Origin of the sequence: Providencia rettgeri (genome assembly GCF_023205015.1) — a bacterium.
Classification (GTDB): domain Bacteria; phylum Pseudomonadota; class Gammaproteobacteria; order Enterobacterales; family Enterobacteriaceae; genus Providencia; species Providencia rettgeri_E.
On the sequence record NZ_CP096258.1, the window covers coordinates 3735081 to 3750305 of the forward strand.

The window sequence follows — 15225 nt, forward strand, 5'->3', positions numbered from 1 at the left end:
TATTTCATTTTTTTTCAGACAAGGACGTCATGAAAATTATGCCAAAAGCCATACAATGGTTAACAGGCCGGTACTATGAGAACCGAGTGCTCGCTTTCTTGAAACAACAAGGATTAACATTTGTCGAACGTAATGCAAGGAACCGAGGTGGAGAAATCGACCTCATTATGCGAGATAATACAGGTTGGGTATTTGTTGAAGTTCGTTTTCGCAAAAATTGTGACTATGGCGATGCACTTTTATCAGTAAACTGGCACAAACGTCGAAAACTATTAGCGGCTGCCAAATTTTGGCTCGCACAAAGACAAGAAAGCTTTGAAACCAGCTCATGCCGTTTTGATATCTGTGCCATCACGGGAGACCAATTTGACTGGTTACAAAATGCATTCAACGAAAATGATGTTTATTAACAGATAAGATAGTCAGCTTTATACTCTGATCATGCAGTCAACAACGCTATAGTTCAAATATAATGGCAATGCACAAAATGATTTGAATTATATCGAGGCGACAAAGGAAAAACTCGTGCTAGACCGAATAAAAGTTTGCTTTACTGAAAGCATCCAAACTCAAATAGCAGCCGCTGAAGCGCTGCCTGATGCCATTTCTAGAGCCGCCATGATGATGGTTCAGTCTTTACTCAATGGCAACAAAATTTTATGTTGTGGTAATGGCGCTTCCGCTGCTACGGCACAACGCTTTGCGGCGAGTATGATCCATCGCTTTGAAACCGAGCGCCCCAGCTTACCCGCTTTAGCACTTAATACCGATAATGCCGTGTTAACTGCCATTTCGGGTAGTAAGCAACCTTCTGAAATTTATGCGAAACAAGTTAGAGCACTAGGTCAACATGGCGATGTTTTGATGGCGATTTCAACTCATGGTAATAGCAGTGATATTATTAAAGCTGTTGAAGCTGCAGTCACTAGAGACATGACAATTGTCGCCTTAACAGGCTATGACGGAGGGGAACTCGCGGGTTTACTTGGCCCCCAAGATGTTGAAATTCGCATTCCATCCCAACGAAGTGTTCGAATTCAAGAAGTTCATCTTCTTACTGTAAACTGTCTGTGTGACCTCATAGATAATACTCTTTTCCCACATCAGGACGATTAAGGAGACAAAATGCGATTAATACCAATTTTTGCCATAGTCATCAGTACTGTTCTATTACAAGGCTGTATAGGCGCTGCCGTCGTAGGTTCTGCGGCTGTTGCAACGAAAAGTGCCACGGACCCTCGTACTGTTGGCCAACAGGTTGACGATGGGACCTTAGAAGCTAGGGTTAGTGGACAACTAAACAAAGATAAGGATATTTCAGGTAAAGCCCGTATCATTGCAACCGCTTATAAAGGTAATGTGCTGTTAACTGGCCAAAGCCCTGATATGGCTTGGGCTGAACGAGCAAAACAAATAGCCTCTAATGTTGATGGCACCATCGCAGTTTATAATGAAGTCCGTAGTGGAGAACCCGTTGATTTGGGTACCGCGTCGAAAGACACTTGGTTAACAACCAAAGTTAAATCTAAAATCCTTGCTAGTGATAGCGTTAAGTCAGGTAGTGTAAAAGTCATTACTGAAAATGGTGAGGTTTTCTTACTAGGTGTACTAACAAGACAAGAAGGCGATGCAGCGGCCAAAATTGCAAGTGAAACAGATGGTGTTCGTCGAGTTACTACCGCTTTCACTTATCTTAATTAATCATAAACAATAATATATCGTTATAAAAACAAAAGCCGTGAGTGAAAAACCATGGCTTTTTTCTTATTCATCCATTAACTTATTTATTTTCAGATAATTCTTACCCCCCAGTAAGTGCATTTGATTCAAGATCCAAGCTTGCCTTTTGAGGACGTAAGAGGATGGGCTTTTTACGCTATATCTATGAGGATTAGGAAGAACCGCAGCTAATAGTGCAGCTTCACTCATCGAAAGCTTACTAGCAGGCTTATTAAAGAATTTATTTGCAGCCTCTTCAACCCCAAAAACCCCATCACCAAACTCAACTATATTGAGATAAACAGTCAAAACCCTTTTCTTTGACCACATCAACTCCATAATAGGAGTCATTACTGCCTCTAACCCTTTTCTTAACCAACTTCTTCCATCCCATAACCATAGGTTTTTTACTGTTTGTTGTGAGATCGTTGAAGCCCCTCTGATTGTTTGTTTATTGCTCAAATTATGCTTGTAAGCTCGCTCGATTGCATCAAGGTCAAAACCCCAGTGATGAGGAAAATTTTGATCTTCTGCTGCAATTACAGCTAAATAAATATACGGAGAAATGTGATTTTCATCTACCCATTCCGAATGAGACACATAAGAAAAATTTAAGTTTATCCATGCGGTAATTTGCCGCTCAATCATCACTGCGGAAAAAGGCACTGGTATATATTTAAATAAGACGACTGAACAAATCCACACCACAAGTAATGAAAATGTGATCTTCTTTAACCAGTGCCATAATCTAGAAACAATAGTTCGCATTCAAATAATCACGCCATTTCCAATACTTTCTTAACGAGTTTATTAATACCTGTATTTGCCTCAGAAATTGATTGAGCAAGCATATAAGCAGGTGTTGTAACAACTCGGTTAACTTCATCAATTACAATGTCATCAACAGCACATTTAATATGTTTCCCGCCCATCATTTCTATTTGAGCAATCGTTTCACTATCATTGCCAATAGTTAGTACGACTGATGTATTTAACATTTTAGGGAGCATCACCGGTGCAATACACATCAGCCCTAACGGCTTTTTTTGTTGGTGCATTTGGCGAACTAAACTTAATAGTTCTTTATTAATTACACACTCACTTCCTTTAACAGCGAAATCACATAAATTTTTTGCAGCACCAAAACCACCAGGAATTATGAGGGCATCTAGCTTTGAAGCATCAGCTGACGACAAAGGCGATATTTTACCACGTGTAATACGTGAAGACTCCTCCATTTGATTGCGTTTTTCTGCTTTAGATTCACCATTCATATGATTAATAACAGTAGGTTGCAGCTCATCAGGTGCGAAAAATTGAACTTCAGCATTATTTTGGCTCAAAGCCAGCATTGTTAACACTGACTCATGGATCTCACTTCCATCAAAAACACCACAGCCACTTAAAATAACCGCAATTGATTTCATATCTTCCTCCATTTGTAGTAAATTATCTCTCAAGCACTAAGGCGCATAAACATCAATCTTCATCACAGATTTTAATGAATCTTGTAACAGATTCGCTAAATTTTGGTATCTTGATGTTGTTCCTTACAGTGATATACCGAATTTAATGATTTGCAAAAAACAAAAAGCACATGCAGATCAATGATTTCCCTGGTGTTGGCGCAGTATTCGCGCACCCCAACTTCGGTTGGGGTTATTTTTTTGTACGTTCATCAACCCAGTTTCTCAAAGTTTCTATATCTGCTTTCCAATCTTGTTTTAGTTCATCCACCCATTCCTGTACATTGTCCCACCATGCTGGTAAATCAGGAGACTGAATTTGTTGTGCTATTTTCTGTAAATTCTTTAAACCAACAGAGCCTGCTGCCCCTTTGATTTTATGGGCTTCCTCAACAATGCCTTTTTGGTCTTTAGCCACCATGTTCGAGTCAAGAATAGCCAAATAGCCTGGAAGCATTTTTTCAAAGACATCTAGCCCATCATAAATAAGCTTAGGGCCAACTAATTCAATATACTGCTCTAGCATGTCGCAATCTAATATTGACTCATCAACACTTGAAGCATCACGGTCATTCGATACTTTTTCAAGTTGAGTCGATTGTTCCCCCCAAAATTGCTCAATAACTTGAGTCAATGCAGGGACGGATAATGGTTTACTCAATACACCATCCATACCTGCATCAAAGTATTCTTTTTTATCTTTGAGAACATTTGCAGTTAATGCAATTAATGGTGGTAAGTCTTGCTTATCATACTGCTGTTTTAGTTGCCTAGAGATATCTAAACCTGTCATATCAGGTAATTGAATATCCAATAAAACTAAATCATATTCACCAGGGGCAAACATTTCGAGGGCATCTTTACCATTCATTGCCACATCAACCGTATTGCCTAAATTTTCTAATACAGAGCAAGCAACGACGACATTCAGTTCAATATCTTCTACGAGTAGAATATGCAATGCTGGCAATGGGTAATCGTCTTCACTATCTTGCTGTTCAGTAACATCATTTTCAACAACAGGCGCGGTAATGGATAACGTAAAAGTGGAACCTTGGCCTATTTCACTTTCAACTTGTATATCGCCTCCCATATTTTGTGCTAAACGACGAGATACAGAAAGCCCAATCCCCGTTCCCGTAGCCGGTTTACCACCAGCAGAATCTGTTACTTGATAATACATTGCAAAAATTTTATCTAGCTCGTCTTTCGGTATGCCTATGCCGCTATCCTGAACTTTAAAAAACAATTTATTTTCAGCTTCTTGCCAAATACTAAGCTTCACTTCACCTTTCTGCGTGAACTTAACTGCATTGCCAATTAAATTCCATAAGACTTGCCGTAAACGAGTCCCATCGGTTAAAACCGTTTTGGGTAATGCAGGCGCAACATCCATGACAAATTTTAGCCCTTTTGGCTGCACCAATAACCCACTTAAATTCTCTAAGTCATTCACAAATTCAGATAATGTGATTGGCTGGTTATCTAACTGAACTTTACGGCGTTCAATTTTATCCATCTCAATAATATCATTGAATATATTACCCAAAGTTACGGCACTGACATGGATCGTTTTTAAATAGCTAGATTGTTCCGAAGTTAAATCGGTGTCTAATAAAATTCGGCTCAAACCAACGATGCCGTTAAGGGGTGTACGAAGCTCGTGGCTGATTGTAGAGATAAAGGTGGTTTTCTCCCTACTCGCGTTCTCTAACGCCTCCTGATAGCGTTTACGCTCTGTTATATCGCGCCCAAAGCCCATTAGACCATGTCGTTTGCCAACTCGGTCATAAAAAGGCACTTTACGGAGCTCAAAACAGGCTTTACGGCCATCTGGATATACCAGCCACTGTTCATATGTGAGAGAAACATTATGCCGAAAAACTTTTTCATCGGTTTCCATAACCTTGGAGGCAATTTCAACATCATAAATATCTAATGGCGTTAACCCAACTAAGTGTTTTTCACTTTTCCCAGTCAACAGTTCCATTGCTCGGTTACATCCCGAAAACTCATTATTTTCGTTGCGATAATAGACTAGGTCAGGTGAGGCATCTAAGAATGAACGAAGTAATACAGATTGCTGCTCAAGTTCAATTTGTGTCTGCTCACGGTATTTCATTTCTTGTTTTAATTGCTCAAGAAGCTCTAAGTGAGCGCGCTCAGCCTTTTCTCGTTCTAAGATTTCAAGGTTAAGCTGTTCAATATTTCCCTGAAGTTGAATGTTTAAATCCGCATCACGCTTTCGCATAACTTCAAGTTTATCAACCATTCGCGATAAACGCTGCCGAGATTCTTCAAGTTGCTCAACCACCACCGACAAAAAGTAGACGGCTAATGGAGTGATGATTAACCCAAAGAAAATTGACCCCACCATGTCGAGGCTATCTACATGCCCCCTTAAAAAAATTGTCACTGCCATTTGCATTATCATGGCAAGAACAACCAGTGCAGCTGCGAGTAACAGAGAAAAACGCACTAGACCGAGCTTCATCATTAAATCGACATAGTATTGCGCAAGGCCGCGAAGTACTTTCATAACCACCCCTTAGTTAAATTCTCTTTGAATCATATATCAAACAAGGCAGTTTCGGATGATTATTCACTCGAAATGTCGATCCCGCTCATTCAATAGCCATTTTTTACGATTAATGATAAAAAACAATCAGGTATTTTCTTTCTATTAGATAAAGTAAAAGTTCATTTTGGATAACTTTTAATCACAATTACATAAAAATCAAAATAATAGCACTATTGTTCCTTGGGTAAGGCCGCTAAAATCACAGTAAAATCCCAAGCTATCTCAAGTAAAATCAGACAAAATCCAGTAAGGAATACCATGAATTCAAATATTTTCGGTCACCAACGTCGCGAACCGCTCAAAAAAGCGTTGGAAATCCGCAAAATAGCGTTTACTGAAATCTATGAGCCCGATAATGCCGTTGATGTACAACAGCAAGCGAGCCGTTGTCTATCTTGTGGTAGCCCTTTTTGTGAATGGAAGTGCCCGTTACATAACCCAATATCAAAGTGGCTCAAGCTTGCTGCCGAAGGCAAAATACTTGAAGCGGCAGAATTATCCCACCATACCAATAGCTTACCTGAAATCTGTGGGCGTGTTTGCCCACAAGAAAAACTCTGCGAATTAGCCTGTGTACTTCATGATACAACAGGTTCCGTCACTATCGGTCATATTGAACGATATGTTAATGATACCGCCTTTGAGATGGGATGGCGCCCAACGCCTTCCCCTATTCGTGCAGTGAACAAGCGTGTCGCCATTGTTGGTGCAGGTCCTGCAGGTCTTTCTTGCGCGGATGTACTTATTCGAAATGGTGTAAATGTCGTCGTTTATGATAAACACCCTGAAATAGGGGGATTACTCACCTTTGGTATTCCCTCATTTAAGTTAGAAAAGAAGCTGATGATCCAACGACGAGAAATATTTACAGAAATGGGCATTCAGTTTCAATTGAACACCGAGGTAGGTACAGATATCTCTCTAGATGAGCTTCTTTGCAATTATGACGCTATTTTTATTGGCACTGGTACTTACCAAGCTATTCGAGGTAACTTGCCTAAAAAATCGATTCAGGGCGTTTTTGAATCACTCCCCTATCTAATCGCAAATACGCGTTATTTAATGCAGCTTCCTATTCCTAATGACGAGCCCTATATCAATTTACACTCAAAAAGCGTTATCGTATTAGGAGGTGGAGATACTGCGATGGATTGTGTCCGTAGCGCCATTCGCCAAGGAGCGAAACAAGTTAGTTGTCTCTATCGTAGAGATGAACAAAGTCTACCAGCCTCACGAAAAGAAGTTGCCAATGCATTAGATGAAGGCGCTCAGTTCCATTTTAATTTGCAAGTCACCCAGTTTGCCGTTAATGAACAACAGCAGCTTACAGGGGTTTACGCCACTCGCACACAGAATGGCAAATTAGAAAATGGTCGACATCAATTAGAACTCGTTGATGATTCAACCTTTTTTATAGAAGCCGATGCCGTAATTGTGGCTTATGGATTTGCACCTCACCAACAAGCTTGGCTAGATAACGCATTAGTCAGGCGTGATAAGTATGGCCATATTTTGGCAAACCGTAATAGTCCCATACCTTTTCAAACTTCCCATGAAAAAGTGTTTGCCGGTGGGGATATAATAAGAGGTTCAGATCTTGTTGTGACTGCGATTGCTGATGGACGTAATGCTGCTGAAGGTATTTTGTTATTTCTAGGGGTTTAGTTAGCTATTTATATGAAATAGAAGGTATATAAAAACAGAGGGGGTCCCCCCTGTTTTTAATTTGCGACTAACCCGCCTAATGAGCTATTTTACAACTCTTAAAGAAGGCCTACCCTTTGGTGGTCGTGGTGGTTCATCCTCTGACGGCTCATGTGAATTTTCATCCACAAATTCAGCTTCATGAACTAAAGTAATGTTGTCTTCAGGTTCTTCAGCGTTCTCAAAACCTGTAGATAATTCTGCATCATAGGCAGCTTCAGGCTCAAACATCATTCCAGCACCATTTTCACGTGCATATACCGCCATAATTGCGGCCATAGGGACATAAACTTGACGCGGTATCCCACCAAAACGAGCATTAAAACGCACTTCATCATTGGTTATTTCAAAATTACCAACAGCTCTTGGCGCAACATTCAACACAATTTGCCCATCACGGGCAAACTCCATAGGAACGTTAACAGCAGGAACGGTGACATCAACCACCAAATGCGGAGTCATATCGTTATCAAGTAACCACTCGTAGTGGGCACGTAACAAATAAGGGCGACGTGGTGACATTGCTGTCATTTCCATCATTCTTTTAGCCTCTTGTAGACAAACGCATTTCGCGCTCAGATTCAGTCAACGATGCTAAGAATGCGTCACGAGCAAACACACGCTGCATATATAACTGCAAGTATTTGCTGCTAGATGGGTTCAATTCAATACCAAGTACGGGTAAACGCCATAATAGCGGCGCTAAATAGCAATCAACTAAACTGAATTCATCACTCATGAAGAATTCCATTTCAGCAAAAACAGGAGAAACAGCGATCAGTTCTTCAGACAGCTGACGACGGGCATTTGCGGCTTCTTGCGCACTACCATTCTCTATTTTACCCATTAATGAATACCAATCATTTTGAATACGGTGCATCAATTGGCGGCTAGTACCACGTGCAACAGGGTAAACTGGCATTAATGGTGGATGAGGAAAACGCTCATCAAGGTATTCCATGATAATGTGTGGGTCATAGAGAGTCAGATCACGGTCAACTAATGTTGGAACGCTCTGATATGGGTTGAGATCAATCAGATCCTGAGGCAGATGACCGGGTTCGACATGTTCAATTTCAACACTTACCCCTTTTTCAGCCAAAACGATACGTACCTGATGGCTAAAAATGTCAGTAGGGCCAGAGAACAATGTCATTACCGAACGTTTATTAGGAGCGACAGCCATTAAAACCTCCAAAATACAAAATGGACGAAATGTAATTAATTTTTAATTACCCATTACCCATTTTAAAATCCCCTGTGTTTAACTTTCATTTATCCATATTGAAAGTCAACACAACCCTCCCGCACAGTAAAGGCGAGAAATGTGAAATAAAAAAACAGGGACATATTCTAACAGATTTTGTACAACTTAGGGGGGCTACCTAGAGAAAATCATCGATTTATTTCATAAAAAATAAAGAAAAAGAAGAAACTCAGAATTTAACTAACACAAAAACAAAAACAAAAGAATAAAAACCTTAAAGTTAACTCTATAGTTTGAGCTATATTCATAAAAAATATACGAATACTGTTAACTCATAATTACGTTTAATTTTAGATTATTATTTTCTCTTTAAATTATATATTCGTTCTTATATAAAGCATCATGATTCAACGCCGTTATTCTATCATTTAGAATAAAAATGTAAGTAAAACAATAGACAATAAAAAACCCGCCACTAAGACGGGTTTTTTCATCAATTTTATACCCAAAGGGTAATAAATTAACGTTTGGAGAACTGTGGACGACGACGTGCTTTGCGCAGACCCACTTTTTTACGTTCAACAGAACGCGCATCACGGGTAACGAAACCAGCTTTACGCAGATCAGAACGAAGAGTCTCATCATAAGCCATCAGTGCACGAGTAATACCGTGACGGATTGCGCCTGCCTGACCTGAAATACCACCACCTTTAACAGTGATGTACAGATCCAATTTTTCCAACATTTCAACCAATTCTAACGGCTGACGAACGACCATGCGCGCAGTTTCGCGACCAAAGTATTGTTCCAGTGTACGTTGATTGATTGTGATGTTACCGCTACCCGGCTTAATAAAGACACGAGCAGATGAGCTTTTGCGGCGACCAGTGCCGTAGTATTGATTTTCAGCCATTGCTATAATCCCGATTAAATGTCAAGAACTTGCGGTTGTTGAGCCGCGTGGTTGTGCTCATTACCTGCGTAAACTTTCAGTTTACGGTACATTGCACGACCCAGAGGTCCTTTTGGCAACATGCCTTTAACCGCGATTTCAAGCACACGCTCAGGACTGCGAGCAATCATTTCTTCGAAAGTTGCTTGCTTGATTCCACCTACATGGCCAGTGTGGCGATAGTAGATTTTGTCTTCGCGTTTATTGCCGGTAACAGCAATTTTTTCTGCATTCAGAACGATGATGTAATCACCAGTATCCACGTGCGGAGTGTATTCCGCTTTATGCTTACCGCGCAGACGGCTAGCAATTTCAGTTGCAAGACGGCCTAAAGTTTTGCCATCTGCATCAACAACGTACCAGTCGCGTTTTACGGTCTCTGGTTTAGCTGTAAAAGTTTTCATTAAAACTTACCCAATATTGAAGTTACACGTTGGTGAACACTCATGTTCATAAGCTTTCTGAGGTTCACACGACTCTTTGTCCAGTAAACCTACCCCTTCGAGCAGCCTAACTGGCATTTATGCGTTATTTTTTGGGAAATAAAAAACAACGCTGTAACGTGGGGTCGCAAGATTATAGAGAAGTCAGAAACAAAAATCGACCCCAAATGCATTTTTTTTACGTTTGTTCGAATAAACATCGCACTTTGTACTTAAATCATGCAATCCAGGTGACTTTTTGCTAACAACCCTGTTTGATTACTCACTTTAAGTTAGATGCGGTATTTTCAAGTACTCTTCACTTTGCATTTCTTGCAATCGAGACAAGCAACGCTGGTACTCAAAAGCCAAAAGTTGCCCTTGATAAAGCGACTCCATTGGCACTTCCGCGTTAATAACTAATTTAACTTTTCGTTCGTAAAACTCATCAATTAATGCCAAAAAACGACGTGCTGGGTTTTCATCTATTGTTCCCATCACGGGGACATTGTACAACAACACGGTGTGGTAGCAATTTGATAGATAAATATAATCATTTTGGCTACGAGGCTCTTCACACAACACTTTAAACTCGATGGCTAATACCCCTTCCGCTGCATGAATGGCTTGCATCTTACGATGATTAACCTCTAAAACGGGATGTTGCTCTCCTTTCTTACCAGCCAACTTAATGAAAATTTCATCCAAATGCTGGCGATTTTGAGAATTAATCGGAGATAAAAAAAGATGTGCTTGAGTTAAGGTCCTTAAACGGTAATCAATGCCTGCATCGACATTCATCACATCACAGTATTTTTTAATTTGCTCAATAGCAGGTAAGAAACGCGCTCGCTGCAAACCGTTACGGTAGAGATTATCAGGGGGGATATTTGAAGTTGCGACCAGTGTGATCCCGCGAGCAAAGAGCCCTTCGAGCAAAGTGCCAAGGATCATAGCGTCGGTAATATCCGACACAAAAAACTCATCAAAACACAACACATCCGTTTGTTTTTTAAACTCATCTGCAATAATATCTAGCGGGTTCTCTTGGCCTTGCAACGCCATCAAATCTTCTTGTACTTTTTTCATAAACCGATGAAAATGCAAGCGAAGTTTACGAGTACCTGGCAAACTTTCGTAAAACATATCCATTAGCCAAGTCTTCCCACGACCAACGCCGCCCCACATATATAGTCCTTGTACGGGAATAATCGGCGCTGTTGACGTTTTACCTAAAAGACGACTAAAGCGTTGCTTTAAACCTGAAGGCTTATCTTGTAAAGTGGAAAAATTGGCATCAACAAGCTGCTGATATATTTTATCCAAGCGTTCCACAGCAAGCTTTTGTACGTCATCTGGCTGATAGTTGCCATCAGCAAGCGCTTGTTGATAACGCATTGTAGGGGTCATCGGCGACATTAACTGAATAATCCTTAAAAATTTTTCGGTTTTTTTACCGTTATTTGATATACACTGCCTTTATTATAACTAGATTCAGTTATCATTTAACTTTCGGTTAACGAGCGCTATAGAGTAAGGAAATTCGATTTAAGATTCCACTCTTAATAAGTTGTTGGCTAATTAAACCTATCGACTTCAAGGCTTGTAGATTTTTTCATCACTTAACTCGTCAGATGGCAATATGTTAAGACGCTTTACTTGACGCTTACATGCAACTTGAATTATTTAAGGTATAGTAACGGTAACAACACTAATTTCTGCGAACATTGAATCTGTAAACATTGAAGTAATGAAGGAGTCAGCATGACCTGGGAGTATGCATTAATCGGATTGATTGTGGGTTTTATCATCGGTGCATTAGTTGTGCGCTATGGCAACCCAAAGCTTCGCCAACAAAAAACAGCGCAAGCTGAGCTAGACAAAAAAAGTACTGAACTCGAAGAGTACCGTAAAGAACTTGTTAGCCATTTTGCCCGTAGCGCAGAATTATTGGATAAAATGGCACGCGATTACCGCCAGCTTTACCAACACATGGCACAAAGTTCGTCTGAATTAATGCCTGATATGCCAGAGCAAGACAACCCATTTAACTATCGTTTAACCGAATCTGAAGCAGATAACGACCAAGCGCCGGTTAAGATGCCACCAAGAGATTACTCAGATGGTGCTTCGGGTCTTTTCCGCCCTATCGAAGAGAAAGAAAAGTAAATTTTTATCTTTTATCACCAGTAAGCACCTTTTACTGGTGATTTACTATAAAACACACTAAATTTAATCACTTTCTGTGTGTCTTTCATTATTAAATTTTTATTTAATAATTCTGAACAAGATTTCCATCCAAATACAATTTAACAATTCATTTATCTACTGTATAGAAATTAAAGTTTCACTTAAAGCACGTGTAAATAGATGTAAAAGAGTAGATATTCGCTACCCGTCATGGGAACTTTTGCGCATAATCGGTAGTCATAGTCATCAGTAAAATTGAATCTGATACCAACCAATATTATATCAACGCATTGTGTTTCTTCTAAGTTGCATTCACAGTGAGTTAATAATTTATTCTTGAGAGAATCGACTGAATTATGAAAAGAAAAAACTTTTTTCTTACCGCAGTAGCAATGAGTTTAGGGTTATCTTTAGCGGCTATTCCTGCGGTTAGCAGTGCAGCATTGCCCGCCACTTTACCTGCTACAGCCCAAAGCCAGAACATGCCTAGCTTGGCCCCTATGCTTGAAAAAGTATTGCCTGCTGTAGTGAATATTCATGTGTCTGGTACCCGCGTACAGAGCCAACAAATTCCAGAAGAACTTAAATTCTTTTTTGGCCCAAATATACCACAGCAACAACAAAGCGTGCGTCCATTTGAAGGCTTAGGTTCTGGTGTCATTATTGACGCCCAGCAAGGTTATATTTTAACTAACAACCATGTCATTGATGGTGCTGACAAAATTCAAATTCAATTAAATGATGGTCGAGAAATTACAGTTAACTTAATTGGTAAAGACCCACAAACAGATATCGCCTTATTGAAAATAAGCAATGCAAAAGATATCAAAAATTTAACGGCTGTTAGTATTGCAGACTCTGACAAATTACGCGTTGGCGACTTCGCTGTCGCGGTGGGTAACCCATTTGGCCTAGGTCAAACAGCCACATCAGGGATTATCTCAGCATTAGGCCGTAGCGGTTTAAACCTTGAAGGGTTAGAAAACTTTATCCAAACCGATGCTTCCATTAACCGTGGTAACTCTGGTGGTGCACTCGTTAACTTAAATGGTGAATTAATCGGTATTAATACCGCTATTTTGGCACCAGGTGGCGGCAATATCGGTATCGGTTTTGCGATCCCAAGTAATATGGCTAAAAACCTGAGCGAGCAGTTAATTAAGCATGGTGAAGTCAAACGCGGGATCTTAGGTATAAAAGGTACTGAAATGAGCTCCGATATCGCTAAAGCATTTAATATTGATGCACAGCGCGGTGCTTTCGTGAGTGAAGTTTTACCTAAATCATCGGCGGCTAAAGCGGGTATTAAATCCGGTGATGTTTTAGTTTCTGTTGATGGTAAACGCATTAATAGCTTTGCTGAGCTAAGAGCCAAAATCGGCACCAGCCAAATCGGTAAAGAGATCACGATTGGTTTAATTCGCTCAGGCAAACCGATGGAAGTCAAAGTGGTTCTGGAGAACGACGAAGGCTCAACAACAAAAGCAGAAAAACTGAGTGAATCGTTATTAGGTGCAACAATTTCTAATGCAACCGTTAGCAACACTAAAGGTGTACAAGTAGACAGCGTAGCGCCAAAATCGCCAGCCGCAGCCATTGGCCTCGTAAAAGGTGATTTAATCTTTGGTGTCAATGACGCTCGTGTTGAGACTATTGAACAATTCCGTAAGATTATCGACGCTAAACCTCCGGTGTTAGCAATGAAAGTATTACGTGATGGCGAAACTTTATATTTACTGATGAGAAATTAATTCATCAAAAACCCTCTGAAAATCAATAAACGGGTACAGTATCACTCTGCTGTGCCCGTTTTTTTGTGTTATGCTCAGAACATGTTTAAGCGATAACTCAATATTTTATATCCTATGGTGAAAAAGCTAACTTTATCTGTCATGCTTGGCCTGTTGACTGCATTGATTATTATCGTTGCGGTTCCTTCTTTGCGCCCTCAAGGTTTAGCCGATTTACTATATGGTAAAACAAACAGTGAACCCGTCAGTTATAACAAAGCTGTACGCCGTGCTGCACCTGCAGTAGTCTATGTTTACAGCAGCTCAAAAGGGAGTTTTTCCCAGTCAGGACGTGAATTAAAATCCCTCGGTTCAGGTGTGATCATGAGCCAAAATGGCTACATTATCACCAATAAACATGTTGTTGATAACCCAGACCAAATCTTAGTGGCTTTACAAGATGGTGCTATTTTTGATGCCCTACTGGTTGGTTCTGATCCATTAACAGATCTCGCTGTACTGAGAATTGACGCTGATAACCTACCTGTCATTCCAATTAATACACAACGCGTCACTCATGTTGGTGATGTCGTACTTGCAATCGGTAACCCTTACAATATAGGTCAAACCGTTACTCAAGGGATTATCAGTGCAACCGGTCGCGTAGGGCTAAGTTCGACTCGCCGGCAAAATTTCCTGCAAACAGATGCTTCAATCAACTCGGGTAACTCTGGCGGGGCATTAATTAATACCGAAGGCGAGTTAGTTGGTATCAACACACTTTCTTTCACTGCAGGTCAAGGCATTAGCTCTGAAGGTTTAAGCTTTGCCATTCCTACCGCCCTTGCCACTAAGATCATGGATAAACTGATTCGTGATGGTCGAGTTATCCGTGGTTATATTGGTATTACAGCACGCGAATTGCCTCAAATCAGATCAAATCATAATAATATTAATCAAATACAAGGATTACGCGTTTTCCAGGTTGCCCCGGGCGGGCCAGCAGCCAAAGCGGGGATATTGCAAGGGGATATCATTTTATCCGTTGATGGCAAACCGGCCATTTCAGCCGCAGAAACCATGGACTTAGTCGCAGAAATCCGCCCTGGAAGCAAAACCGCAGTACAGATTTTACGAGATGGCGAAATTAAAAATATTGATGTGATTATCGAAGAAATTCCTGATGAGCAGGCAGGATAATCATTTTTAAACGGTCTTTCGTAAAAAAGGTTGTTCAATATCGAACAACCTTTT

General features: G+C 40.3%; 15 protein-coding genes. 7 read left to right on the forward strand and 8 right to left on the reverse strand.

Going from position 1 to position 15225, the window contains the following annotated elements:
- The first annotated feature begins 29 nt into the window (after positions 1 to 29).
- From M0M83_RS17025 to dolP, 3 genes are all read left to right on the forward strand, one after another.
- Entirely contained in the window at positions 30 to 410 is a 381-nt protein-coding gene (locus tag M0M83_RS17025) for a YraN family protein (protein ID WP_125890408.1), read from the forward strand.
- Positions 411 to 525: 115 nt separating this feature from the next.
- Positions 526 to 1116: a DnaA initiator-associating protein DiaA gene (diaA, locus tag M0M83_RS17030; RefSeq protein WP_004908326.1), complete on the forward strand. Its 591-nt coding sequence runs from the start codon at positions 526 to 528 to the stop codon at positions 1114 to 1116.
- 9 nt (positions 1117 to 1125) lie between these two features.
- Positions 1126 to 1701 carry a division/outer membrane stress-associated lipid-binding lipoprotein gene (gene dolP / locus M0M83_RS17035; RefSeq protein WP_125890409.1) on the forward strand — a complete coding sequence of 192 codons (576 nt, stop codon included), beginning with the start codon at positions 1126 to 1128 and terminating at the stop codon, positions 1699 to 1701.
- 63 nt (positions 1702 to 1764) lie between these two features.
- Here dolP and mtgA read toward each other — a convergent pair whose 3' ends face one another.
- The 3 genes from mtgA to arcB form a co-directional block, all read right to left on the reverse strand.
- Positions 1765 to 2487 carry a monofunctional biosynthetic peptidoglycan transglycosylase gene (gene mtgA, locus M0M83_RS17040; RefSeq protein ID WP_125890410.1) on the reverse strand — a complete coding sequence of 241 codons (723 nt, stop codon included), beginning with the start codon at positions 2485 to 2487 and terminating at the stop codon, positions 1765 to 1767.
- Positions 2488 to 2495: 8 nt separating this feature from the next.
- Entirely contained in the window at positions 2496 to 3146 is a 651-nt protein-coding gene (elbB, locus tag M0M83_RS17045) for an isoprenoid biosynthesis glyoxalase ElbB (protein WP_125890411.1), read from the reverse strand.
- A 232-nt stretch (positions 3147 to 3378) separates the two neighbouring features.
- Entirely contained in the window at positions 3379 to 5724 is a 2346-nt protein-coding gene (gene arcB / locus M0M83_RS17050) for an aerobic respiration two-component sensor histidine kinase ArcB (RefSeq protein ID WP_248467059.1), read from the reverse strand.
- A 300-nt stretch (positions 5725 to 6024) separates the two neighbouring features.
- Between arcB and M0M83_RS17055 the strand changes: the two genes are divergently transcribed.
- The gene (locus tag M0M83_RS17055; RefSeq protein WP_213913100.1) at positions 6025 to 7431 is read left to right on the forward strand and encodes an FAD-dependent oxidoreductase; all 1407 of its coding nucleotides are present in this window, start codon (positions 6025 to 6027) and stop codon (positions 7429 to 7431) included.
- Between the two features lie 84 nt (positions 7432 to 7515).
- On the opposite strand, the gene sspB is transcribed toward M0M83_RS17055, so the two are convergent.
- The 5 genes from sspB to zapE all read right to left on the reverse strand — a co-directional run bounded on the left by sspB (position 7516) and on the right by zapE (position 11470).
- A complete protein-coding gene (gene sspB / locus M0M83_RS17060) occupies positions 7516 to 8010 on the reverse strand; it encodes a ClpXP protease specificity-enhancing factor (RefSeq protein ID WP_213913101.1) in 495 nt (164 codons plus the stop codon).
- A 4-nt stretch (positions 8011 to 8014) separates the two neighbouring features.
- A complete protein-coding gene (sspA, locus tag M0M83_RS17065; protein ID WP_125890415.1) occupies positions 8015 to 8656 on the reverse strand; it encodes a stringent starvation protein SspA in 642 nt (213 codons plus the stop codon).
- Positions 8657 to 9197: 541 nt separating this feature from the next.
- The gene (rpsI, locus tag M0M83_RS17070) at positions 9198 to 9590 is read right to left on the reverse strand and encodes a 30S ribosomal protein S9 (RefSeq protein WP_004258235.1); all 393 of its coding nucleotides are present in this window, start codon (positions 9588 to 9590) and stop codon (positions 9198 to 9200) included.
- A 14-nt stretch (positions 9591 to 9604) separates the two neighbouring features.
- On the reverse strand, positions 9605 to 10033 hold the full coding sequence (gene rplM, locus M0M83_RS17075) for a 50S ribosomal protein L13 (protein ID WP_004258237.1): 429 nt from the start codon (positions 10031 to 10033) through the stop codon (positions 9605 to 9607).
- Positions 10034 to 10339: 306 nt separating this feature from the next.
- Positions 10340 to 11470, reverse strand: coding sequence for a cell division protein ZapE (gene zapE / locus M0M83_RS17080; RefSeq protein WP_125890416.1), 1131 nt, complete (start codon positions 11468 to 11470; stop codon positions 10340 to 10342).
- 345 nt (positions 11471 to 11815) lie between these two features.
- Here zapE and zapG point away from each other — a divergent pair, with 345 nt between their 5' ends.
- The 3 genes from zapG to degS all read left to right on the forward strand — a co-directional run bounded on the left by zapG (position 11816) and on the right by degS (position 15171).
- A complete protein-coding gene (gene zapG, locus M0M83_RS17085) occupies positions 11816 to 12220 on the forward strand; it encodes a Z-ring associated protein ZapG (protein ID WP_125890417.1) in 405 nt (134 codons plus the stop codon).
- A gap of 377 nt (positions 12221 to 12597) precedes the next feature.
- Positions 12598 to 13992, forward strand: coding sequence for a Do family serine endopeptidase (locus M0M83_RS17090; RefSeq protein WP_125890418.1), 1395 nt, complete (start codon positions 12598 to 12600; stop codon positions 13990 to 13992).
- A 114-nt stretch (positions 13993 to 14106) separates the two neighbouring features.
- The gene (gene degS, locus M0M83_RS17095; RefSeq protein ID WP_125890419.1) at positions 14107 to 15171 is read left to right on the forward strand and encodes an outer membrane-stress sensor serine endopeptidase DegS; all 1065 of its coding nucleotides are present in this window, start codon (positions 14107 to 14109) and stop codon (positions 15169 to 15171) included.
- Positions 15172 to 15225: the final 54 nt, after the last annotated feature.

Coding starts and splice junctions, on each gene's coding strand:
- M0M83_RS17025 (WP_125890408.1), top strand. CDS start 30: ATGAAAATTATGCCAAAAGCCATACAATGGTTAACAGGCCGGTACTAT.
- dolP (WP_125890409.1), top strand. CDS start 1,126: ATGCGATTAATACCAATTTTTGCCATAGTCATCAGTACTGTTCTATTA.
- mtgA (WP_125890410.1), bottom strand. CDS start 2,487: ATGCGAACTATTGTTTCTAGATTATGGCACTGGTTAAAGAAGATCACA.
- elbB (WP_125890411.1), bottom strand. CDS start 3,146: ATGAAATCAATTGCGGTTATTTTAAGTGGCTGTGGTGTTTTTGATGGA.
- arcB (WP_248467059.1), bottom strand. CDS start 5,724: ATGAAAGTACTTCGCGGCCTTGCGCAATACTATGTCGATTTAATGATG.
- M0M83_RS17055 (WP_213913100.1), top strand. CDS start 6,025: ATGAATTCAAATATTTTCGGTCACCAACGTCGCGAACCGCTCAAAAAA.
- sspB (WP_213913101.1), bottom strand. CDS start 8,010: ATGATGGAAATGACAGCAATGTCACCACGTCGCCCTTATTTGTTACGT.
- sspA (WP_125890415.1), bottom strand. CDS start 8,656: ATGGCTGTCGCTCCTAATAAACGTTCGGTAATGACATTGTTCTCTGGC.
- rpsI (WP_004258235.1), bottom strand. CDS start 9,590: ATGGCTGAAAATCAATACTACGGCACTGGTCGCCGCAAAAGCTCATCT.
- rplM (WP_004258237.1), bottom strand. CDS start 10,033: ATGAAAACTTTTACAGCTAAACCAGAGACCGTAAAACGCGACTGGTAC.
- zapE (WP_125890416.1), bottom strand. CDS start 11,470: ATGTCGCCGATGACCCCTACAATGCGTTATCAACAAGCGCTTGCTGAT.
- zapG (WP_125890417.1), top strand. CDS start 11,816: ATGACCTGGGAGTATGCATTAATCGGATTGATTGTGGGTTTTATCATC.
- M0M83_RS17090 (WP_125890418.1), top strand. CDS start 12,598: ATGAAAAGAAAAAACTTTTTTCTTACCGCAGTAGCAATGAGTTTAGGG.
- degS (WP_125890419.1), top strand. CDS start 14,107: ATGGTGAAAAAGCTAACTTTATCTGTCATGCTTGGCCTGTTGACTGCA.